Source organism: Tractidigestivibacter sp., from assembly GCF_057241865.1.
In genome coordinates this window covers 40,671-66,769 of the sequence record NZ_DBHHPX010000006.1, presented here as the reverse complement: position 1 = coordinate 66,769, position 26,099 = coordinate 40,671, and the positions used below count along the sequence as shown (strand labels likewise).

Here is a 26,099-nt window from a genome sequence, read left to right as displayed (position 1 = left end):
TACCTTAGCCGACCGATGAGGCCTCGACCCCCGGCGGCAGCCATTCCAGAAAAAACGAACGCCAGACGAGAGGGCGGCGGTCTTTCTCGAGCTCTGCCGTCGACGCAATAGCCCGGCGCCCAACGGTTACGTCCCTGGGCTACAATCGCTTGCATGGACAACCTCTTCACCAACATAGAACGCTACAAGCGCACGATGAACGCCCCGCTTGCCGCGCGCATGCGCCCGCAGACCCTCGAGGAATACGTGGGCCAGACCGAGGCCGTGGGCCCAAGGAGCTGGCTTCGCACTGCAATTGAGCATGACACGCTCTCTTCGGTGATTCTCTATGGGCCTGCCGGCACGGGCAAGACCACCCTTGCGCGCATCATCGCAAACTCGACACATGCGGAGTTTGTCGAGGTGTCTGCCGTTACGGGAACCGTGAAGGACCTTCGGCGCGAGGTGGACGCTGCCGAGAGCCGCCTGCTCTCCTTGGGTCGGCGCACCATCCTCTTCGTGGACGAGATTCACCGCTTCAATCGTTCCCAGCAAGATGCGCTGTTGCATGCCGTTGAGGATCGCACCGTGGTTCTAGTGGGTGCCACGACTGAGAACCCCTACTTCGAGGTGAACTCGGCGCTGCTCTCGCGTTCGCGTGTGGTGGAGCTCGAGCCGCTCGACGACGACTCCATTCGCACAATCGTGTGTCGCGCCGTGACCTCGGGGTACGGCCTCAAGGGGGCCTTCGCGCTCGATGACGATGCCCTTGAGGAGATCGTTACTCTCGCCGGGGGAGACGGGCGCGCCTCCCTCACCTCGCTCGAGCTGGCAAGCCAGATGGCGGCGCCATCGGGCGCGGCTACGCCCGAGGAGCCGGTGCGCATTACGCGCGCCCACGTGCTTGAGGCAAATCCCCGCCATGGCCTGTCGTACGACAAGTCCGGCGACATGCACTATGACATCATCTCGGCCTTCATCAAGTCTATGCGCGGGAGCGATCCGGACGCCGCGCTCTACTGGCTGGCACGCATGCTCGACGCGGGGGAGGATCCCAAGTTCGTTGCGCGCCGCATCTTCATCCTGGCCTCGGAAGACATTGGCAATGCAGACCCCCAGGCGCTTCTCGTTGCCGAGGCGGCATTCAAGGCAACCGAGGTCATCGGCCTTCCGGAGTGCCGCATCAACCTTGCGCAAGCAGTTGAATACATGGCGCTGGCGCCCAAGTCGAACGCTGCGGAGGCGGGGATTGATGCTGCGCTCAAGGAGGTACGCGAGGGCCCGCGTCGCGAGGTGCCCAGCTACCTGCGCGACCGGCACCGTCCTGGCTCCGACGAGTACGGTCCGTACCTGTATCCTCACAACTACCCCACGGGTTGGGTCGAGCAGCGATACCTGCCCGAGGGCCTAGAGCGCGGCGCGTTCTTTCACCCGAGCCCACGTGGCTGGGAGGCCTGGCGCATCGAGTCCGCCGCGCGCGACCGTGCCGACACAGCTCCGCAGCGGCTGGAGGGCATATCTGCCGGAGACGTCGCTGAGGGCAGCGATGGCAGTGAGAGCGGCGCGTCTGACAGCGACAATGCATCCGGGCGCAGCGCATAGCGCTAAGGGGCTGGGTTCACGCGAGGCCAACTAGGGTTCATGGAGAAGTTGGGGCGTTGCGCCCCAGAACCGAGAGGGTTACTTGCCTGAGGGGGCCCTCGGAGCTATCACATTTCACGAATTGACGGTTGGTGGCAGTTTGCGGCAAATCCTTGATATGAGTGCGTCGATGTCGCAAATCCCTGACCTGCGGTTTATCAGGAATGCAATCGTCTGATACTCGGATCATCCCCGAAAAACTGCCACCAACCGTCAAAACTTGCCACCCGGCGTCTCGTGCCCGGCTGCACGCGCCCGACAGGGAACCCCAGTGGCACCCGAGCAAAGCCCAACACTGCCGAATGGCACATACTTACAGTTGGTGGCAGTTTTTGGCGGTACCCCCGAGTAGCAAGCTCTTTGAGATTTGATAAATCGCAGGCAGACGATTTGTGACTAGCTCGATTTCATATCAAGGATTTATCGCAAACTGCCACCAACCGTCAATCCGTGACGGACGCCTCGCGTCGAGGGACCACCTCGCCCGCCGAGAGCCTCTGCTGATGGCTGGACGGCTAAAATGCCCTACGATATCGTCGTTTAGTGCATCGATGGCTCACCGTAAACGCCCAGCTGTCCCGGCGAGGGCCCGATCAGCGACGCTTGCCTCCCGTCGCGACGCATTTCGCCCCTCCGTCTACCGTCTCGGGTTGCAAGACACGCCAGAAAATCGACAGATTAGTACCGTCCCCCTCAAACATGGCGTCATCGATTTGTAATGGCTATCGAGCAAGGCGCGTCGAGTTGCGGCGCGCGGGGTGGCTGGAGATGGGCTCCAGCCAGAGGGGAAGGAACCAAGCATGAAGAAGCAGGTACTGGTGGCGGGCCTTCTCGCCGCGACGCTGTGCATGCCGCTTGCGGCATGCGGCGGCTCGTCGACGTCATCAACGGGCTCGTCATCCTCGTCGACCACGAGCAGCACGTCTACCACGAGCTCCGGCTCGTCCAGCAGCTCCAGCTCCTCGAAGGACTTCGATGCCAATAGCTTCTACGTGGGCCAGTGGCGTGGCTCCGTCGAGATCACCGGCCAGACCGTCTACGGTACCGCCGGCGGCACCGAGCAGATGCTGGACGTGAACGTCAAGGATGACGGCACCTGCGAGGTCAAGCCCCTCGAAGCCCACGCCGACCTGCTCACCGACACCGGCACCTGGGAGGGTACCGAGACCGAGCTCACCTTGAACCTCAGCAGCGGCAAGACCATCACGCTCGAGGTTGCCGACAAGTCCTCGCTTAAGGGCAACGCCGCCGACTTTGGCATCGCCGACTTCGACACCATCAACTTCGACTTCTACGGCTAGTGAGACAAAGGGAGTTTCCCCTTGTCTCATCTGGCCAGGGCCACGCAGGCTGGCGCCGGGAGCGCCTCGCCTGTGAGCCTCACTAATCACGCGGGAATTGCCACGGCTACAAGGCCGTGCGGAGGGAAGGCCACGCCCCTGTGGGAGGGGGCCGCATGACAAAGAGGAGAATGGATATGGGAAATAACCTGACGCGCAAGAACTTCCTCGCAGGCTCTGCGGCCGCGGCAGCCCTTGCGGGACTTGCCGCGTGCTCGACAAGCGGTGGGTCTTCTATCGAGTCAAGCGTGCCGTCTGCAGACAAGTACCCCATCAATCCTGATGCCGATTCTATTCAGGCGAAGTGGACAAGTGAAGAAACTCGTGACGGTTGGACTCGCTACACCAACCCTGATGGTGGCGCCGTACTTGGCGTGATGGATACGTCAAAGATCATTCAGGTCGACGGCCTGGCGTTCAAGGACCTCAACGGCAACGGCAAGCTCGACTTCTACGAGGATTGGCGTCAGAGCATTGATGACCGTGCCAAGAGCTTGGCCGATCAGCTCGAAATCGATGACATTCTCGGTCTTACGTTTGCCGACGGAACTACCGGTGGCAGTACGACATCCACCGACACGAACGGCTACGGCCTCATTGACCAGGGATCGAGGTCTGGCGTGTCTCGTCTTATGTCTGACGCAGACTCCTATGCCTCGGATGTTGAGTGGATTAACGGTGCGCAGGAGGAATGCGAGAAGGTTGGTGGCTGGGGCATCCCATACCTGAACTTCTCTGATCCCTATGTTCTTTTCAACGTTCCTAGTTCTGTTGGCCTTGGCTGCACAATGAATAAGGATGTCTGGCGTAAGGCTGGTATGTGGCAGGCAAGGGCATGGAGGTCCACAGGCGTACGTATCGAGCTTGGTCCCCAGATTGACCTTTACTCTGAGACAAAGGGCACTCGTCTTTCCGGCTCATGCGGTGGCGACCCCGCTCTCAACCGTGACTTCATTCAGGCGTTTGGCGCTGGCATGCAGTCGACCTGGGGTGACGATGACGCTACGGATGATCAAGGTTGGGGTGGCCAGTCCTGTGCGATTATGCTGAAGCACTTCGTGGGAGAAGGTTCCAATGAGGGTGGCCGTGATGACCATTCGGACATGGGCAAGTGGAACGTGTTCCCTGGTGGGAACTTTGAGGCTCATCTTATTCCCTTCCTTGATGGCGGCTTCAAGCTCGACTCCCAGACCGACCATGCTCTGGCGGTTATGCCGTGCTATGGCATCGCGTACGACCCGAACAACCCTGATGAACTTGGCGAGACCGTTGGCTCTGCGTACAGCACTGCGAACATGAACATCCTTCGCTCAGTTGGCTGGGATGGCTGGATTTGCACTGACTGGATGATTCTTTCCGCCATCATGCATGGCTGCAGAGACCTAACGGTCCCCGAGCGCTATGCAAAGCTCATGCAGAACAACGTCGACACCATTGGTGGCGAGTGGGACCTCGACAACGCTAAGGCTGGGTATCAGCTGATGGTCGATGACCTCGGTGAGAACCAGGCACTCTCGATTATGCGTGAGCACGCGCGTCGGTTCATCAAGGTCGAGATGACAGTCGACCTGTTTGAGCAGCCGTACTCCGATCGCATTGCTGCCAAGGAAATCATGACCTCCGATGCTGCAAATGCCTTTGGTCTCGATGCTGCATGTAAGTCGATAGTCATGCTCAAGAACAAGAGCAACGTCATCTCCAAGAGCGGACTGTCCGGCAAGGTCTATATTCCTCAGAAGTTTACTGCTGCGGCTACCAACGCATTTGGCGGGTCTACCCCCGCAAGCATCTCTCAGTGCTTTGGCGCTAACCTTACTGATATGGGCTTTGATGTCGTTACCGATAAGATTGCTGATCCTTCTGGTCCTGCCGGAGACGATGGAAAAGCAACTTATCAGGAGAGCGATCTTACGCAGCTCACCTCTGAGGAGCTGGCGGAGGTCAAGTACGCCATTGTCAAGATTGACAACCCCAAGGACGCCTACCAGGGCGTAGATGGTGGCAACAAGTTCATTAACGTCGTGATGGGCATTCCTGCCGAGAAGCCCGATCCTACATGGAAGCCCCTCTCCCTGCAGTATCGTCCCTACACCGCCGATGGGGCCAATGTCCGCAAGGAGTCGCTCAACCCCGTTGACGAGTACGGCACCCTTGAGAATCGCAGCTACTACGGCGAGTCTACCTACGCGACCAATGAGTCTGACCTTGACTTCGTCATTGATGTCAAGAATCGCATTCCCGCTGATGCCAAGCTCATTCTTGTGATCGATGCTGACAGGCCTATGTGCTTTGGCGAAATCGAGCAGTATGCCGATGCCATTCTGTTTGGCTTTGGCAGCATCACCGAGGAGGCTTTCGCCAAGATCATTGCTGGCGAGGTTGAGCCCAGTGGCCTTCTCAACCACCAGATGCCCAAGGATATGGATGCCGTCGAGGCAGACCAAGAGGACGTGCCGCGTGATCTCGATTGCTACGCGGACTCCGAGGGCAACACCTACGACTTCTGCTATGGCCTCAATTGGTCCGGCGTGATCGACGATGACCGCACGAAGACCTATAAGGCCACGCCTCTTACGAAGACCGAGGCATCCTGGAGTCGCGACTAGCCCCACCCCTTCCGCCCGGCCATCATCTCCCGTCGGCCGGGCGGGCCCCTTGCTGCGTGCGGGGGCTGATGCGGGACGCGCCATCCCTCCTCCCTCATCCCACGCGTCCCAGCAAGCGGGGCACCGCAGGTCCCTAGCGACCTCTCGCGAGAGTCTGCCCCACCGAAATCCGCCGCCCTCGTCGTCCAACCCTCGGCTATGATGTCTCGCGGATAACATTCAGCATCGCATCAGTTGGGACACGTATGCCAAGTACCATCACCCCTGCCGCGGATCGGCGCCGCGGGCTCTTCTCAAGCTTTCTTGCCTACTATGCGGGCCAAGTCCATCTCTTTGTGGCCGACACCGTCTGCGCCATCATCGTTGCGGGCATCGACCTTGCGTTTCCGCAGGTGCTGCGCATGCTTACGGGCGGTCTCTTTTGCGAGGGCACGGACGCCATCATGGGAGCCCTCGCGTATCTCCTCATCGGTTTTGTGGCGGCTTATGCCGTGCGCTTTGGGTGCCGATACTTTGTCGCGTATTGGGGCCACGTCATGGGCGCTCGCATGGAGAGCCTCATGCGAGAGGACCTTTTTGACGCATACGAGCGCATGAGCCTCTCGTTCTTTGACCGCAACAAGTCAGGCGACCTCATGAGCCGCCTGGTGAGCGACCTTTTCGACATCTCAGAGGCTGCCCACCACGGTCCGGAGTTTCTCCTCATCGGCGCCATCGAGGTCGTGGGCTCGTTCGTGATCCTCTCGTTTATCAACGTGCCGCTCACGCTGTGCCTCGCCGCCGTTCTCGCCGCCCTCGTGATCTACAACCTGCGGGCAAACCTCCAGATGAAGGCGGTCTTTCGCGAGAACCGCGTGCGCATTGCAGACGTGAACTCGCGTCTGGAGGACAGCCTCGCGGGGGCGCGCGTGGTCAAGAGCTTCGCCGCCGAGGACGTCGAGCGCGAGAAGTTCCGCATCAGCAACGAGGCCTACCTCGACTCGAAGGTGCGCATGTATCGCGCGATGGGCCGCTACCAGGCAGGCATTGCGGCACTCATGGGCATCCTCTACACCCTCATCGTGGTCATGGGCGGCTGGCTCATCGCGCAGGGCCAGATGGACGTCGCAGACCTTGCGACCTACGCCCTCTATATCTCGCTCTTTACCACGCCCATCGAGAACATCCTCAACTTCACCGAGACGTTCCAGAAGGCAATCGCAGGCTTTCGCCGCTTCAAGGAGATGGTCGATTCTCAGCCAGATATCGAGGATGTCCCCGGAGCGCCGGCGCTCAAGGTCACCCAGGGTGCCATTTCCTATAACGACGTCCGCTTCTCTTACGAGAACGGCGGGGATGCGGACGGGGGTCCCGAGGTCATCCGTGGCCTTAGCCTGGACATTCACCCAGGCGAGACCATTGCCCTCGTGGGCGCCTCCGGTGGCGGCAAGTCCACGACGTGCGCGCTGCTGCCGCGCTTCTACGACGTGGATTCCGGCTCGATAGCCATCGATGGCCAGGATGTGCGCTCGGTCACGCAGCGAAGCCTGCGCGAGGCCATTGGCATCGTGCAGCAAGACGTCTACCTCTTCGACGGAACCATTGCCGAGAACATTGCCTACGGCAGTCCGCGTGCGACCATGGCCCAGATTCGCGATGCCGCCGAGAAGGCCAACATCGCCGAGTTCGTCGAGACGCTGCCCGGTGGCTACGAGACCCAGGTGGGGGAGCGGGGCACGCGGCTCTCTGGCGGTCAGAAGCAGCGCATCGCCATCGCCCGGGTCTTTCTCAAGGACCCAAGGATCCTCATTCTGGACGAGGCCACCTCGGCTCTGGACAACGAGTCCGAGCATGCGGTGCAGGCGTCGCTTGCCGCGCTTGCGCAGGGGCGAACGACCATCGTGATTGCGCACCGGCTTTCGACCATCAAGGACGCCGACGAGATCGCGACGATAGATGCCGGGCGTGTGGTTGAGCGCGGGACGCACGATGAGCTTCTTGCACGAGGTGGCACCTACGCGCGGTACTACCGCATGCAGTTCGAGGGCGTGCGAGAGTAACGAGAGGCGTTGTCCTTGGTGCCGCGGCGTCACCCAAGCGCCGAAGCGGTGCCACCTTTGGTGCCTTTAGTGCCCAGCAGCTGTCTGGCGGGCAACCAACTCAGGGCAAACGGGTAGAATGTCGGCGTACGTGTGGTGCGCTGCGCCTCCGAAGCTCCGGAGAGCGTCGCGGGAGAAAGGGATGAAGATGGGCCCTCTGGACATTGCCCTTATTGTTCTGGTCGCCGTCGCAATCTGGGCTGTGGCTGAGCTCGCGCTTACCATCCGCAGGGCGCGCGCCTCGGTAGATGAGGTCACGACCTCGGCAAACGAAGCCATTGCGCAGGTGCAGCCAATCCTTGTCAAGGTGGACGGCATGGTTGACGAGCTCGACCCCGCCATGAAGCAGGTAAACCTGCTTCTCGTCAAGGCCGAGGGGACCATCGACAGCGCTACGCAGAGCCTCGACAGCCTCAACGGTATCCTGGGGGACGTCTCTACCGTAACGGGGACGGCGTCTGCCGTGACGGATACGGTGGGCAAGGGTGTCGCGGGCGCCGCCGGTGCCGTTGCAGGTGCCGTGACAAAGCTCGTGAACAGGGGAGAGGCACCGCAGGCCCGCCTTGAGGATGCCGCAGGCAAGAGGGGCGCCGAGGAGGACTCCGTACCTGCCCGGCGGCGCTCCGCCACCGCGTACGTGACCTACGCACCGGTCGAGGCTGATGAGACAAAGGGACAGCCCCCTTGTCCCACCGCAGACCCTGCGCCTGTCGCAGAGAAGCAACAGCATAAGCCCAAGCACGCCGCGTCCGCTTCCGCCCTGGATGCCGTGGCAGATGGCGAGGAGAACAATGCCTAGTACCAGTATCGTCAAGCTCAGCGTCCCTGCGGAGGCGCGTTTTGCAAGGGCGGTTCGCATGACTGCCTCCAACCTCGCCGTCTGCTGCGACATGAGCGTCGACGATGTCGAGGACGTGCGCATGGCCGCGGAGGAGGGCTTCGTCTATGCATGTGCGACCAAGCCCGCTACCTGCGACATCGTCTTTGGCCTTGCGTCCGACGGCATGACTGCCGACTTCTCGCTCGGCGACGAAGACCCCGATGAGGCAACAGATTCTTCCGGCGAACCCCAGCCCATCGATTTGGTCGAGGTTCTCCTTGGTGCCGTGTGCGATGACTTCAGCATCTCTGAGGATGGCCGCACGCTGCACCTCTCCAAGAGAATGGGCGTGCAGCATGCCTAGCGCCAGCACCGCGGACACCCAGGAGACCAGGGGGGAGCGCACCGAGCGCGGGATATCGGAAGCCCGCGCCGAGAGGGCCCGCCATCGCTCGCTTCACCGCACGCCAAAGGGCAAGGCCGCTTGGGACAAGGACCGCACGCGCGAGCTCTTCCGCCAGTACAAGGCCACGGGTGACCCAGAGGTTCGCGACCAGCTCATCGTGAGCCACCTGAACCTCGTCCGGTTCCTTGCGTCCAAGTTCAAAAACAGGGGAGAACCCCTCGATGACCTTATTCAGGTGGGCACCATCGGCCTCATCAAGGCCATCGATCGCTTTGACCCCTCGCGCGGCCTCGAGTTCACGACCTACGCCACGCCCACCATCTTGGGCGAGATAAAGCGCCACTTCCGCGACAAGGGCTGGTCGGTTCGCGTGCCACGCCGCCTGCAGGAGCTCTCGGCCAAGGTCAACCAGGCAAACGACGAGCTTACCAACGAGCTCTCGCGCAGCCCCTCCATAGAGGAGATTGCCAAGCGCGTGGGCGCGAGCGTCGATGACGTCTTGGAGGCCATGGAGTCCTCCAGCGCGTACAGCTCTGTCCCGCTCGAGGGCGGCGGCTCTTCAGACGATGACGACACGCCCTCGGTCATCGACCACTATGCCACGGAGGACGAGAACCTTGCCGCCTCCGATGACCGCATCGTCCTCGAGGATGCCATCCGTGACTTCTCGCCGCGCGAGAAGGACGTCATCCGCATGCGCTTCTTCGAGGGCATGACGCAGGTCGAGATTGCCGAGCGCCTGGGTATCTCGCAGGTCCAGGTCTCGCGCCTCCTGCGCCGTACGCTCCGGCGCGTTCAGGACAAGATCGACCCAGAGGGTCTTATGGGTAAGTAGCAACGCCGATGCGGCGTCGGAAGACTCGGCCCGGCGCCGCGTGTCGTGTAGTGCCGGTCACCCGCACATAATCCCTTCGCCAAGGAGCCCTTCTCGTCTTGCTAGAATGAGTTATTTGCCGAGGAGGGGAGATGCCGATGGGGGACAGTTCCGCTGACGAGAGATATGCCACCTGGCGCAGGAGGATGGTGGTTGCCTGGGCCATCGTGGGTGCCATTGCGGTTTTCGTCCTTGCCGTGCGCGGACTCTCTATGATTGGCGACGCCGTCAAGCTGTTGGCCACAGGCCTCGTCATCGGCTTTATCTGCAGCCCCATCACCAACGCGCTCGAAGACCGGCACGCCCCCAGGGCGCTTGCCGCGCTTATCTCGCTTCTGGTGGTACTGGCGGCGCTTGCGGTGGTCATCGTGGTTCTCGGCGGCACCTTTGCCCAGCAGTCCATCGAGGTGCTGCGGCAGGTACCAAGTTACGTTCGCAGCGTGCAAGACGCTCTCTCGAGCTTCTGGGGGAGTTACGGCACCTCGGATAACGAGCAGCTCCAGAACACGGTGAACTCCATCGTCCAGACCGTCTCATCCGCCGGCAGCGCCATGGCCTCGGACACCGTGCGCCAGCTTTCCGACGGTGCCGTCTCGGGGTTCTTTGACACCATGGACAACCTCGTGAACTTCTGCCTGGCGCTGATACTGGCGTACTGGTTTGCCAAGGACTATCCCGTGATCGTGCGTGAGCTGTCCCAGATAGCAGGCCCTTCTCGCAAGGGCGATATGACGTTGCTCCTCGCCGTCATGAGCCGTTCCATGGGCGGCTACATGCGCGGGCAGCTCATCTGCTCAATCATCAACGCCGTTGCCGTGTGGGTGGGGCTGGGCCTCCTCGGCCACCCGTATGCCGGGCTCGTTGCAATCATCACGTTCTTCCTGCACTTTGTTCCCGTCATTGGCCCCTTTGTCGCGGCGGTCCTGGCAACGCTGCTCGCCCTCTTTGAAAGTCCCTGGCTTGCGCTGTGGTCGCTTTTGGTGATGGTGATTGCGGCGAACGTGACGGACAACCTCATCTCGCCGCTCATCATGCGCTCGGCGGTCAAGATCCATCCCGTCCTCTCCATTGTGGGCATTGTCATAGGCAACTGCCTGGGTGGCATCGTGGGCATGGTCCTTGCCATACCGCTTACGGCAGCCATTCGCGGGGTGTTTGTCTACTATTTCGAGACTCGTACCAAGCGCCAGCTGGTCTCCGAGGATGGAGCGCTCTTCCAGAGCACGCCGCATCACGACAGCGCAGGCAACGTCGAGGCCGTCTACGATGCACTGGATGACGAGAAGTTCTTCGAGAGCACGCGGCTTGTGACCTCTTCTGCGTGGTCCAAGGCACGAGAAGCTGCAAATGGCGCAAGCAGTGACCATGAAAACGCTGTGTATACGGCTGATATGAGTAAAAATAGGAACGTTGCAACCAACAGACAGGACGATGGCGCTGGCCCTGCGGCCGAGTCTCCGGCGTCGTCCGCAGACGAGGAGAGACATGAGCGCGTCTGATTACAAGACTATGACCACGGCTGAGATTCGCGAGGACTTCCTCGGCTTCTTTGAGGGCAAGGGCTGCAAGCTCTACCCGTCCTCCTCCCTCGTGCCGGATGACCCGTCGCTGCTTCTTGCCAACGCCGGCATGAACCAGTTCAAGGAGTACTACCAGGGCACCAAGACCATGAAGGAGATCGGTGCCTGCTCCTGCCAGAAGTGCCTGCGCACTAACGACATCGACAACATTGGTGACGCGCGTCACCTCTCGTTCTTCGAGATGCTGGGCAACTTCTCGTTTGGCGGCTACACCAAGGCCGATGCCATCGAGTGGGCCTATGAGTTCATCACATCGCCCGAGCACCTTGGCCTTCCCAAAGACCGCCTCTACATGACCGTCTTCAAGGACGACGAGGAGGCCGTCGAACTCTGGCACAAGCAGGGCGTTCCCTACGACCACATCTCCCGCCTGGGCGAGGAGGACAACTTTTGGGCCGCTGGCCCCACCGGTCCCTGTGGCCCCTGCTCCGAGATCTACTTTGACCAGGGCCCCGAGTTCGAAGGCGCGAGGCCCGGTGACGACGGTGACCGTTACCTCGAGTTCTGGAACCTGGTCTTCACGCAGTATGACCGCCAGGAGGACGGTTCCATGCCGGAGCTGCCGCACCGCAACATCGATACGGGCATGGGCCTCGAGCGCATTGCCGCAATCATGCAGCATGAGGGCTCCAACTACGAGGGTGACATCCTCCGCACCCTCATCGGCGTGGGCGAGGGCCTTGCGGACGTGCGCTACCATGACTCCGCCACCACCGATAGGAGCCTGCGCATCGTGGCCGACCACTCCCGCGCCATCACGTTCATGATCGGCGACGGTATCCTGCCCTCCAACGAGGGCCGCGGCTATGTGCTGCGCCGCCTGCTCCGTCGCGCCGTCTACCACGGTCGTCTCATGGGCATCAGGAGCCAGTTCCTCACCACCTACGCCCACGAGGTCACACGTCTTCTCGGCGGCACCTACCCCGAGCTCGTTGGGCAGCAGGCTCTGATCGACGCCATCATCAATGCCGAGGAGGAGCGCTTTGGCGCTACCCTCGACAACGGCGAGGAGCAGCTCAAGGGCGAGCTTGCGCGCCTCGGCGAGGGCGAGTCCCTCTCGGGTGACGTTGCCTTCACCCTGCATGACACCTATGGCTTTCCCATCGACCTCACCCGCGAGATTGCAGGTGCGGCGGGCCACTCCGTTGACATGGACGCCTTCGATGCCGCCATGGAGGCCCAGCGCGAGCGCGCCCGCGCCACGGCAAACCGCGACGCCTGGGGCAAGGCCAACAACGTCTGGGTTGCCCTGTCTGACGGCCTTCCTGCGACCGTGTTCGATGGCTATGACACTGACGAGCTCCTTGGCTGTGAGGTCGTTGCCATCGTGCGCGACGGCGAGTCCGTCTCCGAAGCCACGACCGGCGACCAGGTCGAGATTGTGCTCGACCGCACGCCGTTCTATGGCGAGATGGGTGGCCAGGTGGGCGACAGCGGCATCGTCGGTCCCGCGCGCGTCACCAATGCGCTGCACCACGAGGGTGGCCTGGTGGGCCATGTGGCCGAGGTCAAAGACGGCGCCATCTCCGTGGGCGACTCGGTGACTGCCGTGGTCGACCACGGTCGCCGCGAGCTCATCCGTCGCAACCACACGGCAACGCACCTGCTTGACGCCGCACTCAAGAAGGTCCTGGGCAATCACGTAAGCCAGGCCGGCTCGCTGGTGGCGCCCGATCGCCTCCGCTTTGACTTCACGCACTTCGAGGCCATGACCAAAGACGAGCTCGAGCGCGTCGAGGGCATGGTCAACGCCGAGATCTTCGCCGCCGAGCCCATGGTGACCGAGGTCATGGGCATCGACGAGGCGAAGGCCTCGGGTGCCGTGGCGCTCTTTGGCGAGAAGTACGGCGAGCGCGTGCGCGTGGTCTCCACCGGCAGCTCCGACAAGCCCTTCTCGCGCGAGCTCTGCGGCGGCACCCATGCGCGCAATACCGCCGACCTCGGCATCTTCAAGATTGTCTCCGAGAGTTCCGTGGGCTCTAACGCCCGCCGCATCGAGGCTGTGACCTCGATGGGCGCCATCGAGTACGTGGACGAGCGCCTCGCGCTCATGGACGAGGCGGCGGCCACGCTGAGGTGCCGTCCCACCGACCTCCCCGAGCGCGTCTCCCAGATGCGCGCCGAGCTGCGCGAGGCCAAGCACAACATTGGCGTCGCCAAGGGCTCTGCCTCAGGCGACGTCGTGTCTGCGGCGCTGCGCCATGCCTGCGACCTGGGTGCCTATCGCTGCGTCTTCACCAGGCTCAACGGCATCTCCGGCAAGGACCTGCGCTCCGTCTGGGACTCTATCCGCAACGGCGCCAAGGGCGAGCCCATCGCCTGCGTCATTGCGTCTACCACGCCTGACGGCAAGGTTGCCCTGCTCGCCGCCGGCACTGAGCCCGCCGTGGCCGCGGGCTTCTCGGCAGGCGACGTCATCAGGCAGATTGCCGGCCATGTGGGTGGACGTGGTGGCGGTAGGCCCAACATGGCGCAGGCCGGCGGCTCGGATGCCTCTGGTATCGCTGCTGCCCTTGATGCGGCTAAGGCTGTGTTGGGGGCATAGGTGCGAGCGCTGGCGCTTGACATTGGCGAGGCTCGCGTTGGCGTGGCGGTGAGCGACCCCGAGGGCCGTGTTGCCATGCCGGTGTGCGTGCTTCCGGCAGCCGAGGTCTTCTCGGTTGCCCGGAGCTTCCGCAGGGTGCTTGAGGACTGGGAGCCCGACGTGCTCGTATGCGGGCGCCCGCTTACGATGGCGGGAGAGGAGGGCCCCCAGGCGGAGCGCGTGCGCTCCGTGGCCGAGCGCGTGGCTGCCCAGACGGGCCTGCCCCTCGAGTTTGAGGACGAGAGGCTCTCCTCCACAGAGGCCAAGCGCATCCTACGTGAGCAGGGGCTTTCCGAGAAGTCCATGCGCGGCAAGGTGGATATGGTTGCCGCATCGCTCTTCCTGCAGGCCTGGCTTGACGCATGGCAGGCGGGACCCACGGTCTGAGAGACAAACGAGAGGCAGGCGACATGCCCACGAACAACCAGAACAACGAGAGGCCCCGGCATCGCGCAGCTCACTTCCGCATGCCAGGCTCGGGTCAGATGACGCCTGGTGCTGCCTCCCGCAGCCAGGTGGCGGCAGGCCCTTCGGCGAGCCGGCAGGCCGCCCGCTCGGCCGAGGCGCCGCACGTGAACAGCCCAGCCCCGGGGTCCACGGGCGCTATCGGCGGCACGACGAGCCGCGTCTCTGCGCGCACCGCTGCAGCTACGAGGCGTGCCCGCACCCGCGGTGGCAAGCGCAGGGGGAACGGCCGGCCCAACGGGCCCAAGACCACAGCCGTTATCGTGTCCATCCTTGCCGGCGTGGCAGCCTTCGTCGCTCTCTTCTTCGTTCTGGTGCTGCCCAGGCTCACCGAGAGTTCCACGTCAGGCGGCACGCAGGCGGAGGCAGGCCAGGAGGTCGAGGTCACTATCCCGGATGGCTCGAGCACCTCCTCGATTGCCACGATCCTCCAGAGTGCCGGGGTTATCTCCGACAGTTCGGCCTTCATCCAGGAGGTCCAGCGCCAGAACGTCGAGCAGAAGCTCAAGAGCGGCTCGTACTCGCTTCTTACGGGCTCGTCTGTCACGAACGTGATCAACCAGCTCGTTGCCGGCCCCAACTCGACCGCTTCGGCCCTGCAGGTGCCCGAGGGCTACACGGTGACACAGATTGCCTCGCTTGTGGAGGAGAAATTCGGCATCGCCTCAGACGACTTCATCGCCCAGGCGAAGGCCTCAAACTACGTGGCCGACTACCCCTTCCTCTCTGAGGCGGCAAACGACTCGCTGGAGGGCTTCCTCTTCCCCAAGACCTACGACTTTGCAGGCCAGACCGTTACCGCGGACACCATCATCCGTGCGATGCTCAGCCAGTACCAGGCCGAGGTGGCAAGTCTCGACCTTGATACAGCCCGCCAGTCACTCGAGTCGCGTTACGGCAGGCCGTTCACCAACTACGACGTGCTCACCGTTGCCTCCATTATCGAGAAGGAGGCCTTGACCGACGATGACCGCGTGCTCATCTCGTCGGTCTTCTACAACCGCATGGCTGCCAACATGCCGCTTCAGAGCGATGCGACGCTTGCTTATACGCTGGGCCGCGAGGTCACCGCGGATGACCTCGCGCAGGACGACCCCTACAACACCTACACCAACATGGGTCTTACGCCCACGCCCATCTGCAACCCCGGCCTGGACTCGCTCACGGCGGCGGCAAACCCCCAGGACACCAACTATTACTACTTCTTCATCACGAGCTCGGTGCATGCCTTCTCCGAGACCTACGAGCAGCACCAGCAGGTCATCGCCCAGAATTCGGGAGCCTAGGAGCCATGGCCAACGAGATGCTCTCGCCTTTCCGTGCCACGCGCTACGTCGTCTCCGTTGACCGCATCGACATCGATGCCCTGGTGGCGGCCGGCGTGCGCCTGGTGCTTCTCGACCGCGACAACACCTGCATTCCCAGGGACACGCACGTGGTACCACCTGCCATTGGGGCGTGGCTCGACCGGCTTCGGAACTCCGGCATTGCGATGTGCCTGCTCTCGAACAACTTCCACTCGGCCGAGGTTGCCGCCTCCGCGAGTCAGCTGGGCTGTCCCGTCGTCGATCACGCCATGAAGCCTGTGCCCTTCTCGGCATGGGTTGCCATGGCGCGCATGGGTGTGGGGCCCGAGCAGACGGTCGTTGTGGGCGACCAGGTCTTCACCGACGTCCTTGCCGGCAACCTCGCAGGCGCACGCACCATTCTCGTGCGGCCTCAGTCGCGTCGCGACCTCTGGTACACGCAGGTCTTTCGCCTGGGGGAGGCACTCGTGCTGCGTGGTGTCGAGTTCGAGGGCGAGAGTGCTGGTGCGCCCGGTCGCAGTGCCGGGTGATAGAATCTAGCGGTCAAGTACGAGCGGGAGCAAGGAAGGACGAGTTGGGCGAGGGTTACGTCATCCACGAGGGCTGCGACCACATCTTTTTCGTGGGGTTTCTTGGTGCCGGCAAGTCTACCCTCGCACGCAATTTGGGTACGCTTTTCTGCCGACCCTACGTCGACACCGATCAGCTGGTTGAGCGCGCCTTGGGCATGAGCGTGTGTGACGTCTTTGCCTCGCGCGGCGAGAAGGGCTTCCGTGACGAGGAGACCAAGGTCCTCGAGGGCCTGGCGTCGCGCAAGTCGCTTTTGGTGAGCTGTGGCGGGGGAGTGGTCGAGAGGCCCAGGAACTGCGAGCTCATGCACCGCATGGGTGTGGTAGTCTACCTTGACGGAGACCTTTCCGACTCCCTGCGCCAGATGCGTTGTCCCGAAAGACGCCCGGATTTGGGTGACGCCTCACACGCGCGGGCGCTCTTTAGGCATCGCCGCCCGCTCTACCAGCAGACCGCCGACATCACCATTGACATTAGAAGCAGAACCTTCGAGCAGGTGGCCAGCGAATCCGGTCAGCTGCTCTGGGAGAGGGGGCTTTTGTGAGCGAGAATAGCCAGGATGGCCTGACGCTGGATGGCGAGGAGGACGTGGCAGACGCAGCTGACGCGTCTATGGCCGACGCGAAGTCCGCGGCCGATCCTGAGCCTGTGGCCGACGAGCCCGTGCGCATCCGCGTGAAGCGCCAATGGGTCAACCTCCGTGGCAGCTCTCTCGACGCTCGTGTGGGCGATGACCTCGTGGGAACCATGGGCAACGACCTGCGCGCCTATGTGGGAAAGCCGCGTGTGGCAGTGCTGGCAACTACGTCGGGGGCTCCCGCTGACGTCATCGAGGCCATCCGCCGCGACCTCGCAGACGTGGGCTTTCGTGTGGAGAAGCTCGATCTTCCGTCAGGCCCTGGCGCCTCTTCGACCGAGGCCCTCGAGGCCGTGTACGAAGGGCTTGCGGAGAGTGGCGCGACTGGTGATGATGTCGCCGTTGCCGTAGGCGACGTGCGCGCCCTCTCTACGGCATCGTTTGCGTGTCGGTCGTGGTGTGGTGGCATGACGCTTGCCCAGGTCCCACTCGATCCCGCATGCGCTCTTCTTGCGGGCGTGACTCCGCTGGCGCTCGACCTGCCGGGCGCAGAGCGCATGGTCTCGCAGGACGGCAGTGCCCGCTACGTCTACTGTGACCTCGACGTTGTCGAAGCTGCGCGCACCGACGAAGCCGCCCTTCTCGCCCGTGCGCTCTTTGTCACCAGTGCCATGGCAGACTCCGACAAGGCCTTTGGTAGGCTCTTTGACCGCGCCAACGACATTGCCGCGCTGGACCGCGCCATCATTTGCGAGCAGCTGGTCGATTGCATGAAGAGTCGTGGCAAGGTCATCTCGTCCACATCGGTGGCCGTGCGCCAGTCCATCGACTACGGCATGACCTTCGTGCATGCTCTGCGCCCGCTTGTGGGGGAGGGCGTGCCCACCTCGACCCTGCTGGCCGAGGCCGTGCGCTTCTTGGCACGCCTCTCGGTCGCGCAGGGTGGGCTTTCGGTCGATGACATGTTCGCACAGGACGAACTGCTCGATCGCCTGGGCCTGGGCTACGTCGAATGCGAGATGGACGCCACGGCTATGGCAGCTGCGCTCAAGGCCGAGCGTTTCCGTCGTTCAAACAAGTTCATGCTGGAGCTTCCGCGCTCCCTCGGCCGCGTCCGCCTCGCGGCCGTCGAGGACGACCAGCTCGCCGAACACACAGCCGCATGGTGCGCCGCGCGCTGACCCCCACCCTGCGCATGGTGCGCCTTGCTCGTCCTACCAGCGTTTTTGTCTGTCCACATAGCAAGAGAGAAGAGAGAATCATGGCAGATGCACAGGCCTGTGCCGCACGCGTCGAGAGGTTTCGCAACCTCATGGCCGAGAGGGGCTATGACGCAGCGATCCTGCGCAACAACCCTAACCTGCGCTGGCTCACCGGTGCCGAGCGCACCTTTGACGACGAGGTCGCTCATACGGCCTTCGTGACCGCCGATGGGCTGTGGCTTCACACGGACTCCCGCTACTTTGGCACCTTCCAGAGTCGCCTTGGTGCGGATGCCCCTTGGAAGCTCGACATGGACATCGTGTCACCCGCGTGCTGGGCTGCTCAGCGCATCCGTGAGAACCGCTCACGCGTTGTTGCTGTCGAGGACACGTGCGACCTCGCATTCTTCGATGCGCTCGGCGAGGAGTGCGCCAGGGCGTCCGTTGCAGTGCTCAACCCGCGTCTTCACGGTGACATCGCTGGCCTGCGCATCGTGAAGGATGCCGAGGAGGTCGAGCTCATGCGCCATGCGCAGTCGATTACCGACGCGGGGTTCGAGCACATCTGCGGCTACATCAAGCCCGGCCTTACCGAGCAGCAGGTGCGAGCCGAGCTCGAGGGCTGGATGCTCTCAAACGGCGCCGACTCACTCTCCTTTGATTCGATCATCGCCTCCGGTCCCAACGGCGCGAACCCACACGCGCAGCCTGGTGAGCGCATGATTCAGCACGGCGACATGATTGTGATGGACTTTGGTGCCGGCTACCATGACTACCGCTCTGACATGACACGCACGGTCTGCGTGGGCGAGCCTACCGACCTGCAGCGTCGCGTCTACGAGGCGACTCGTTCGGCTAACGAGGCCTGTGAGGTGGCTATCCACGCGGGAGTTATCGGCCGCGACATCAACGACCTTGCGCACAAGGTCATCAACGAGGCGGGCTTCTCCGAACACTGCTTCGTGCACGGCCTCGGGCATGGCGTGGGGCTTGAGATCCACGAGCAGCCCATGTTTAACGTGAGAAACGACCACGCCATTCCCGCCGGCTCGGTGATCACCGTGGAGCCGGGTACGTACCTGCCCGGGCAGTTTGGCGTACGCGTGGAGGACTTCGGCATCGTGACCGAGAACGGCTACGAGGTCTTCACCCAGTCGACGCACGAGCTTGTTTGCATCCCCTGCTAGCGGGGACAACGCGCGCTTTTGCATTGCTCGGGTCTTCTCGCCCCCGGCTTGCGCACCTCGTGCTGACGCCGGAGGCGTTTTTCCGCAGCGTTGGAGGTGCGATAAGTCCCGCTTGGCGTCATTTTGCACTGTAGCGTCATTGCACAGGCTCTGGCTCCACTACGTTGCCTCTCGCCGTTCGCGGCACATGAATCGGCACATGGGGTTACGATGAACGTATGCCTTTACCTCTGCATTGTCCGAGCCTCTCGCTAGGAGGCGCGGTCTTATCGACCGTTCGCCAACTTGTATGAACAAATATTCTTAGATGGATTTACCATTTCATCTGGCATTTAGTACTCCGTAAGCCGAGACAGTTAATCAAGCACCATTCCCTGACGACGATTTTCTGAGCATCGGAAGGCTCGTTGTGTCCTATAATGTGAAGTCGATGTGAATGAGGCATGAAGGATGGGAGAAAAAGGCATGAACGCCTCTCCACAATTGACGCGTTATCTGTTGACGGTACGAGATATGCGTAAGGAGGAAGAATGGTCAGTATCGTTCTAGCCAGCCACGGCAAGTTCGCTGAGGGAATCATGGAGTCCGGCCAGATGATCTTTGGGCCGCAGAAGGACGTCGCAGCTGTGACCCTCACACCAGACATGGGCCCCGACGACCTCAAGGCGAAGCTGAAGGATGCCGTCGCATCGTTCGATGAGCAGGAGCACGTGCTCTTCTTTGTCGACCTTTGGGGCGCCACGCCGTTCAACCAGGTGAATGGCCTGCTTGCAAGCGAGGGCCACGAGGACTGGGTCATGGTGACGGGCCTTAACCTGCCAATGCTCATCCAGGCCTACGGGGATCGCCTGAGCGAGGACACGGCTGCCGCCATCGCCAAGGATATTTTCACCGAGGCAAAGAACGGCATCCGCATCAAGCCCGAGGAACTCGAGCCCAAGGAGGCTGCCCCCGCGGCCCCCGCGGCCGCCGCGGCACCTGCTGCCGCGCCTACGGGCGCTATTCCGGAAGGGACGGTCATCGGCGACGGGCAGATCAAGATCGTGTTCGCCCGCGTTGATACCCGCCTGCTCCACGGCCAGGTGGCAACCACCTGGACGAAGTCGGCAAACCCCGATCGCATCATCGTCTGCTCCGACGGCGTTGCCAAGGACCAGCTCCGCAAGACCATGATTATCCAGGCGGCGCCTCCTGGAGTCCACGTGCACGTAGTTCCCATCAAGAAGGTCTGCGAGCTCGCAAAGGACCCTCGCTTTGGCAACACCAGGGCCATGCTCCTGTTCGAGACCCCGCAGGACGCCCTTCGTGCCATCGAGGGCGGCGTGCCCATCAAGAAGCTCAACCTTGGCTCCATGGCCCACTCTGTGGGCAAGGTCGTTGTCACCAACGCCCTCGCAATGGATCAGGCCGACGTTGACACCCTCAACAAGATCAAGGCCCAGGGTGTCGAGTTCGACATTCGCAAGGTCCCGGCTGATAAGGCAGAGTCCTACGACGCCATCATCAAGAAGGCCGAGGACAGCCTTGCTGCCCAGGCAGACAACAAGTAGGGATAAGGAGGGGTTATGTCACCAATTTCAGTCCTGCTCGTCATCATCGTTGCCTTCTTGGCAGGCATGGAGGGCATCCTCGACGAGTGGCAGTTCCACCAGCCTCTGGTCGCGTGTACGCTCATTGGCCTCGTGACTGGTCACCCTTCGGAGGGAATCCTCCTGGGTGGCTCGCTTCAGATGATTGCCCTTGGCTGGGCTAACATCGGCGCTGCTGTCGCACCTGATGCGGCACTTGCTTCCGTTGCCTCAGCCATTCTCATGGTCATTGCCATCGATGGCGGCTCCGACCCCAACGAGGCCATGACAACCTCCATCGCCGTCGCGGTGCCCCTCTCCGTCGCCGGCCTCTTCCTCACCATGATCTGCCGCACCATCGCAACGGCCATGGTCCACGGCATGGACAGGTGCGCTGAGGACAACAACCTGGCTGGCATCGAGCGTTGGCAGGTTATCGCCATCTGCATGCAGGGCCTTCGCATTGCCATCCCGGCCGCGGCCCTTTGCTTCATCCCTGGCGACGCCGTGACGGCTGCCCTTAACGCTATGCCCGCATGGCTCAGCGGAGGCATGGCCGTTGGCGGCGGTATGGTCTGCTGCGTCGGCTACGCCATGGTCATCAACATGATGGCTACCAAGGAGGTCTGGCCGTTCTTCGCGCTGGGCTTCGTCCTCGCCGCCATCTCCCAGCTCACCCTTATCGCCCTCGGCGCCATTGGCCTCTCGCTTGCGCTCATCTACCTTGGTCTCAAGGAATACGCCAAGCAGAATGGCGGCTCTGGTGCCGTGGGCTCCGGCGATCCGCTGGGCGACATCATCGACAACTACTAGGCAGCAAGGGAGTGTGATTAGCAATGGCAGAAGAGATTCAGGAGAAGGGCATCCACCTTTCAAAGCAGGACCGTCTTGCGGTGTGCAACCGTCACCAGTACCTGCAGGGCTCGTGGAACTACGAGCGCATGCAGAACGGCGGCTGGTGCTACTCCTTGATCCCCGCGATCAAGAAGCTCTATCCCAACAGGGATGACCAGATTGCAGCACTCAAGCGCCACCTTGAGTTCTACAATACCCACCCGTACGTTTCCGCACCCGTCATGGGCGTCACGCTTGCCCTCGAGGAGGGCCGCGCCAACGGCGAGCCCATCGATGACGTCACCATCCAGGGTGTCAAGGTCGGCATGATGGGTCCTCTCGCCGGCGTAGGCGACCCTGTCTTCTGGTACACGGTACGCCCGCTGCTTGGTGCCCTCGGCGCCTCCCTGGCACTGGGTGGTTCGCCTCTCGGCCCCATCCTGTTCTTTGTGCTTTGGAACGTCATCCGTCTTGCCTTCCTGTGGTACACGCAGGAGGCAGGCTACAAGGCCGGCGCCGACATCTCGAAGGACCTCTCCGGTGGCAAGCTTGGCAAGATCACCGAGGGCGCTTCCATCCTTGGCATGTTCGTCATCGGCGCCCTTGTCGAGCGCTGGGTGACCATCAGCTTCAAGCCGGTCGTCTCCACGATCCAGCAGCAGAGTGGTGCCTATATCGACTGGTCGACAATCACCGGTGACGCTGCGGGCATCAAGAGCGCGCTCACGCAGTACGCCTCCCTCGGCGTCAACGGCCTTGACCAGATGAAGGTCACCACCCTCCAGCAGAACCTCGACTCCCTGATTCCCGGCCTGGCCGCCGTGGCTCTCACGCTGTTCGTCTGCAAGCTGCTGAAGAAGAACGTCTCGCCGATCGCCATCATCCTCGCCCTCTTTGGCGTGGGTATTGTCGGTCGCCTCATCGGGCTGCTCTAGGCCCTCTCTCCCGGATTTCCGGGCGTCGCGCTGACGAGAAGGCGCACACCGTGGGCCGCACCCTGCTACGCTGGTGGGGTGCGGCCCTTCATGAGGCAAGGGGACAGTCCCTTGCCTCATGAAGGGCCGGGCTGGCGACAAGGCAGGGTGCTGTCCCTGTCTTTGAGGAGGGTGCTTGTAGATGGCGCAGTCCCAGAACACGAAGGTCGACTACACGGACCGGGCGACAAGCCTCGATGGGCTCACCTCTGGTGGCAACGTCATGCTGGGCGATATGGCCTTCGAGTACTACAACGAGAAGAACGTCGAGGACTACATCCAGATTCCCTGGGACGAGGTCGACTACGTTTCCGCCTCGGTGGTGGGGAAGAAGATCCCTCGCTTTGCCATCTTCGTGAAGGACGGCCGGCACTTTACCTTCTCCACCAGCGATAACAAGGCGTGCCTGCGTGCCATCCGCGAGCACATACCCGCTGAGCGCCTCCTGCGCTCGCCTTCCTTCTTCGATGTTGTGGGCGCCGGTGCCAAGGGACTCTGGAACAACACCGTCGGCCGTTTGGGGCGCTAGCCCTACTCCGACGCCACGGCCGCCCTGCGCGGCACGTACCTGCGCGTCCCGCAGGACGTCTCGGTGACCGAGGTCAACGTCTCGGGCCTCACCTGCGGGGCCGTGGGCGTCACGATTGGGTCGTTCACGGTCTCATGGGGTTGCCGACTTCGCGGCCGGAGCGCTTGCATACGGTGCTGAGGGGGTGGGGAAGGCCGCGATTGACGGACGCTCCGTGGATCCTGCCGTCCTCACCTTGGGCGGGACGGTGCGGGAGGGCGCTTCGGGGGCGGCCGTGGCGCAGTTTGGGGAGAAGACTGGTGAAGACGTGCTGGCGAGGAGGGTGGCGTACGGGATGAGCCAGTTCCATGATGCCGTAGTGAAGGATGGAGCAAACGGGCCGGCATGGGACCCGGTGAGGCGCATGGACCTCTACAGAGAAGTGGTGGAGGGGACGAGGTACTACATGGATCATCCCTGCGAGGTGGCGCCCGTGGCGGCTGACCATGGCCGTCCTCGCCCTCTCCTCGGCATGGCTGCCTTGTGCTCCGCGAGGGACGCACGGGCCGGGCGCCCGGGAGGGCCCGAGTGGCGGGCCTCCCGAGCGCTGCCGGCGATGGCGTGCGCGACCGCACCGCGCGCTAGGGTCCTCCGCCGGCGGCACCCCCGCTGGCGGTCACGCTCATACCCGTGGATACCGCGTTTGTCCCTGGTTGCATGGGATAACGCCGATATGTGAACTACCTTGGAATGCAGGACGAGACCACAGGACAGGCTTGGGGGTGCCCATGAGTCCAGGACAGAGCCCAATCGTGCAGGTATGGAACCTGAGGAAGAGCTACGGCAGCTTCTCCCTGGACATCCCCGCGCTCGACATCGAGCGGGGGGAGATGGTTGGCCTGGTCGGCGAGAACGGCGCCGGTAAGAGCACGCTGATCAAGCTCCTTCTCGGCATCGTCCTGCCCGACGATGGCGAATCGCGCCTGCTGGGCTCGAGCGACCTCGCGCCGGAGCTCCTCGAGCGGGTCGGCGTCACGTTCGACCAGTTCTGGTTCTCGGACGTCCTGAACCTGGACGAGGTCGAGCGCATCATGCACGACCTGTATCCGCACGCCTGGGACAGCGAGCTGTGCCGCAGGCTCGCGGACTCATTCGGCCTCTCGAGGAAGAAGCGCATTGCCGAGTACTCCTCGGGCATGAGGGCAAAGCTCGGCATCCTGAGCGCCATCTGCCACACCCCCGACCTCCTTGTGCTCGACGAGCCGACCAACAGCCTCGACCCGGTGATGCGCAGGGACGTGAACCGGATAGTCCGGGAGTTTGCCGAGACGGGCGGAAAGACCGTGCTGTACTCGTCGCACATCGTCAACGAGCTCGAGGAGTTCGCCGACCGAATCCTGCTGATGAAGGATGGTCGCATCGCCTTGGACAGCGTGGTTGGTGCCCTCAAGACGGGTTACTGCATCGGCACGGCGCGCGACAACGGCGAGCCGCGCGCTCTCCCGCGCAACGCGCTCGCGTTGCTGCGCGAGGGAGACGGCCTCCAGTACCTCCTCCGGGGAGGCGCGGAGGAGCAGGAGGGGGCGCTGCAGATTGAGCAGGGCGTCAGCCTTGACAGGCTGATGTACTTCTACGAGAGGGGGGAGAGAGTCGATGAGGGGACTGTTGCTTAGGGACCTGCTGGTCCTGCTCAAGAGGGTCTCTGTCGGTCGCGTTGCCGCGCTGGCGGCGGCCGGCATCCTGTTCACCCTCATCATGAGGCTTGCGGGCACGAGCCTTGTGAGCATCGTCTTGCCGCTGTCGGCAACGGGGATGATGAGCGTCCTTGCGGCAGAGGACGACAAGACCAACTGGCAGAAGTTCGTACGGGCGAGCCCCGCCTCGGACTGGGACGGCGTCTGTGCCCGATACCTTGTGTGCGGGGCGGTCCTGCTGGCCGTCGGCATCTATGTCATCATGCTGAACCTTGCCTGCTACCTCCTCTTCCGCGAGCAGCAGCCCTACCTCTACCTGCTTCTCTGCACTGTTGGCATCGTGGTCGCCTGGGTCAACGCGCTCCTGGTGATTCCGTCCTGCTTCGGGCGGGGGGCGAGCGGCGCAAACATCGTCAGCATGGGGTTCGTGTTCCTCGCGGGCGCCCTTGCATGGCTCGCCAGCCGGGTGGACCTGAGCGGGTTCGTCCGGTGGCTGGCAGGCGTCCCCACCTATGCCTACGTGCTCGTGGGGGCGGTCGCGCTGGGCTTGGCGACGGTGCTGTCCATGGCCGTGTCCAAGAGGGTCTGCAGACGCAGGGTGCTTTACTGACCTACATGTAAGAGAGGAGGAGGCATTGCGATGAAGAATGGCTACGGGTACAGGATCGCAGGCATTGTGCTGGGGGTTGTCGCGCTGGTCGCGCTGGCAGGCCTCTGGTTCTCTAGCCAGACGGACTTCCTGTTCGTGCCCCTGCTGCTGGCAGTCGCAGGCTCGATCTGCGCGGCACGATACAAAAGGCTCAGCGAGTAAGGCTCATATGGTGGCGCTTTCCGGCGGAATTCCCACGTCAAGACTTTCGATATAGTAAGAGAGGGGAAAGGAACATGGCGAAGAAAACATATGCTAGCTATATGGTCTTGGGTGCAATCTTGGCAGCGACGATGTTCGTGGGACTGCCGAACATCTATACAATCGCAAATCTGCTCGGTATCAATATGGCGCCCTCGTGGTACCAGTCGATTGTGAGCTATGTTTCAGCTGGAGGTACCATCGCACAAGCATTCGCAGCAATCCTCGGCGTAGTGGTTCCCGGGTGGGCACTGGCTGTTGTTAGTGGATTCGGACTTGCCTCCGCATAAAGAAACCGCATAGAGACCTCACTTTGAACGGCAGCGGTCTCAAAGCGATGTAAGTATGGCACGATGCGCCGGAACAACGCTACTGTTATTGAAACGGGGTCGGGACTGTCTGCGTAACTGCAGCGGTCCCGGCTCCGTATAGAAGCTGGGAGTCATAGGTGTCTT

The 26,099-nt window shown here is 62.6% G+C and carries 24 protein-coding genes; 23 read left to right on the top strand and 1 reads right to left on the bottom strand.

Annotated features, from left to right (window positions below):
- Positions 1 to 153 precede the first annotated feature (153 nt).
- The 19 genes from ACO59D_RS03370 (at position 154) to ACO59D_RS03280 (ending at position 23,121) form a co-directional block, all read left to right on the top strand.
- Positions 154 to 1,581: a replication-associated recombination protein A gene (locus tag ACO59D_RS03370; RefSeq protein WP_485125761.1), complete on the top strand. Its 1,428-nt coding sequence runs from the start codon at positions 154 to 156 to the stop codon at positions 1,579 to 1,581.
- An 839-nt stretch (positions 1,582 to 2,420) separates the two neighbouring features.
- Positions 2,421 to 2,921, top strand: coding sequence for a hypothetical protein (locus ACO59D_RS03365; RefSeq protein ID WP_485125760.1), 501 nt, complete (start codon positions 2,421 to 2,423; stop codon positions 2,919 to 2,921).
- Between the two features lie 155 nt (positions 2,922 to 3,076).
- Positions 3,077 to 5,566, top strand: coding sequence for a glycoside hydrolase family 3 N-terminal domain-containing protein (locus ACO59D_RS03360; protein ID WP_485125759.1), 2,490 nt, complete (start codon positions 3,077 to 3,079; stop codon positions 5,564 to 5,566).
- 245 nt (positions 5,567 to 5,811) lie between these two features.
- The gene (locus ACO59D_RS03355; RefSeq protein WP_485125758.1) at positions 5,812 to 7,605 is read left to right on the top strand and encodes an ABC transporter ATP-binding protein; all 1,794 of its coding nucleotides are present in this window, start codon (positions 5,812 to 5,814) and stop codon (positions 7,603 to 7,605) included.
- A gap of 181 nt (positions 7,606 to 7,786) precedes the next feature.
- Positions 7,787 to 8,443, top strand: a complete 657-nt coding sequence (locus ACO59D_RS03350) for a hypothetical protein (protein ID WP_485125757.1) — start codon at positions 7,787 to 7,789, stop codon at positions 8,441 to 8,443.
- Entirely contained in the window at positions 8,436 to 8,828 is a 393-nt protein-coding gene (locus ACO59D_RS03345; protein WP_130812466.1) for an ATP-binding protein, read from the top strand. Before ACO59D_RS03350 ends, ACO59D_RS03345 begins: the two co-directional genes overlap by 8 nt.
- The gene (locus ACO59D_RS03340; RefSeq protein WP_485125756.1) at positions 8,821 to 9,705 is read left to right on the top strand and encodes a SigB/SigF/SigG family RNA polymerase sigma factor; all 885 of its coding nucleotides are present in this window, start codon (positions 8,821 to 8,823) and stop codon (positions 9,703 to 9,705) included. Before ACO59D_RS03345 ends, ACO59D_RS03340 begins: the two co-directional genes overlap by 8 nt.
- A gap of 131 nt (positions 9,706 to 9,836) precedes the next feature.
- On the top strand, positions 9,837 to 11,243 hold the full coding sequence (locus tag ACO59D_RS03335; RefSeq protein WP_485125755.1) for an AI-2E family transporter: 1,407 nt from the start codon (positions 9,837 to 9,839) through the stop codon (positions 11,241 to 11,243).
- Positions 11,230 to 13,869 carry an alanine--tRNA ligase gene (gene alaS, locus ACO59D_RS03330; RefSeq protein WP_485125754.1) on the top strand — a complete coding sequence of 880 codons (2,640 nt, stop codon included), beginning with the start codon at positions 11,230 to 11,232 and terminating at the stop codon, positions 13,867 to 13,869. The genes ACO59D_RS03335 and alaS overlap by 14 nt, the downstream gene beginning before the upstream one ends.
- Positions 13,870 to 14,295: a Holliday junction resolvase RuvX gene (gene ruvX, locus ACO59D_RS03325; RefSeq protein WP_485125753.1), complete on the top strand. Its 426-nt coding sequence runs from the start codon at positions 13,870 to 13,872 to the stop codon at positions 14,293 to 14,295.
- 23 nt (positions 14,296 to 14,318) lie between these two features.
- Complete coding sequence (gene mltG, locus ACO59D_RS03320) at positions 14,319 to 15,659, top strand: endolytic transglycosylase MltG (protein WP_485125752.1); 1,341 nt, start codon at positions 14,319 to 14,321, stop codon at positions 15,657 to 15,659.
- Between the two features lie 5 nt (positions 15,660 to 15,664).
- Entirely contained in the window at positions 15,665 to 16,210 is a 546-nt protein-coding gene (locus tag ACO59D_RS03315; protein ID WP_485125751.1) for a YqeG family HAD IIIA-type phosphatase, read from the top strand.
- A 44-nt stretch (positions 16,211 to 16,254) separates the two neighbouring features.
- On the top strand, positions 16,255 to 16,794 hold the full coding sequence (locus ACO59D_RS03310) for a shikimate kinase (protein ID WP_130812460.1): 540 nt from the start codon (positions 16,255 to 16,257) through the stop codon (positions 16,792 to 16,794).
- Positions 16,791 to 18,008: a 3-dehydroquinate synthase gene (locus ACO59D_RS03305; RefSeq protein ID WP_485125750.1), complete on the top strand. Its 1,218-nt coding sequence runs from the start codon at positions 16,791 to 16,793 to the stop codon at positions 18,006 to 18,008. The genes ACO59D_RS03310 and ACO59D_RS03305 overlap by 4 nt, the downstream gene beginning before the upstream one ends.
- Before the next feature lie 80 nt (positions 18,009 to 18,088).
- A complete protein-coding gene (locus ACO59D_RS03300) occupies positions 18,089 to 19,216 on the top strand; it encodes a M24 family metallopeptidase (RefSeq protein ID WP_485125749.1) in 1,128 nt (375 codons plus the stop codon).
- Between the two features lie 530 nt (positions 19,217 to 19,746).
- Positions 19,747 to 20,766 carry a PTS sugar transporter subunit IIB gene (locus tag ACO59D_RS03295; RefSeq protein WP_485125748.1) on the top strand — a complete coding sequence of 340 codons (1,020 nt, stop codon included), beginning with the start codon at positions 19,747 to 19,749 and terminating at the stop codon, positions 20,764 to 20,766.
- Positions 20,767 to 20,781: 15 nt separating this feature from the next.
- A complete protein-coding gene (locus ACO59D_RS03290; protein WP_485125747.1) occupies positions 20,782 to 21,597 on the top strand; it encodes a PTS mannose/fructose/sorbose transporter subunit IIC in 816 nt (271 codons plus the stop codon).
- 23 nt (positions 21,598 to 21,620) lie between these two features.
- Entirely contained in the window at positions 21,621 to 22,553 is a 933-nt protein-coding gene (locus tag ACO59D_RS03285) for a PTS system mannose/fructose/sorbose family transporter subunit IID (RefSeq protein WP_485125746.1), read from the top strand.
- Positions 22,554 to 22,734: 181 nt separating this feature from the next.
- Complete coding sequence (locus ACO59D_RS03280; protein WP_130812454.1) at positions 22,735 to 23,121, top strand: DUF956 family protein; 387 nt, start codon at positions 22,735 to 22,737, stop codon at positions 23,119 to 23,121.
- 2 nt (positions 23,122 to 23,123) lie between these two features.
- Here ACO59D_RS03280 and ACO59D_RS03275 read toward each other — a convergent pair whose 3' ends face one another.
- A complete protein-coding gene (locus tag ACO59D_RS03275; protein WP_485125745.1) occupies positions 23,124 to 23,249 on the bottom strand; it encodes a hypothetical protein in 126 nt (41 codons plus the stop codon).
- A gap of 639 nt (positions 23,250 to 23,888) precedes the next feature.
- On the opposite strand from ACO59D_RS03275, the gene ACO59D_RS03270 reads away from it, so the two are divergent.
- From ACO59D_RS03270 to ACO59D_RS03255, 4 genes are all read left to right on the top strand, one after another.
- Positions 23,889 to 24,773 (top strand): ABC transporter ATP-binding protein, encoded by an 885-nt coding sequence (locus ACO59D_RS03270; protein ID WP_485125744.1) that lies wholly within the window; start codon positions 23,889 to 23,891, stop codon positions 24,771 to 24,773.
- A complete protein-coding gene (locus ACO59D_RS03265) occupies positions 24,754 to 25,404 on the top strand; it encodes an ABC-2 transporter permease (protein WP_485125743.1) in 651 nt (216 codons plus the stop codon). The genes ACO59D_RS03270 and ACO59D_RS03265 overlap by 20 nt, the downstream gene beginning before the upstream one ends.
- Positions 25,405 to 25,434: 30 nt before the next feature.
- Complete coding sequence (locus ACO59D_RS03260; RefSeq protein WP_485125742.1) at positions 25,435 to 25,605, top strand: hypothetical protein; 171 nt, start codon at positions 25,435 to 25,437, stop codon at positions 25,603 to 25,605.
- Between the two features lie 74 nt (positions 25,606 to 25,679).
- Entirely contained in the window at positions 25,680 to 25,934 is a 255-nt protein-coding gene (locus ACO59D_RS03255; protein WP_485125741.1) for a class IIc cyclic bacteriocin, read from the top strand.
- Positions 25,935 to 26,099 lie beyond the last annotated feature (165 nt).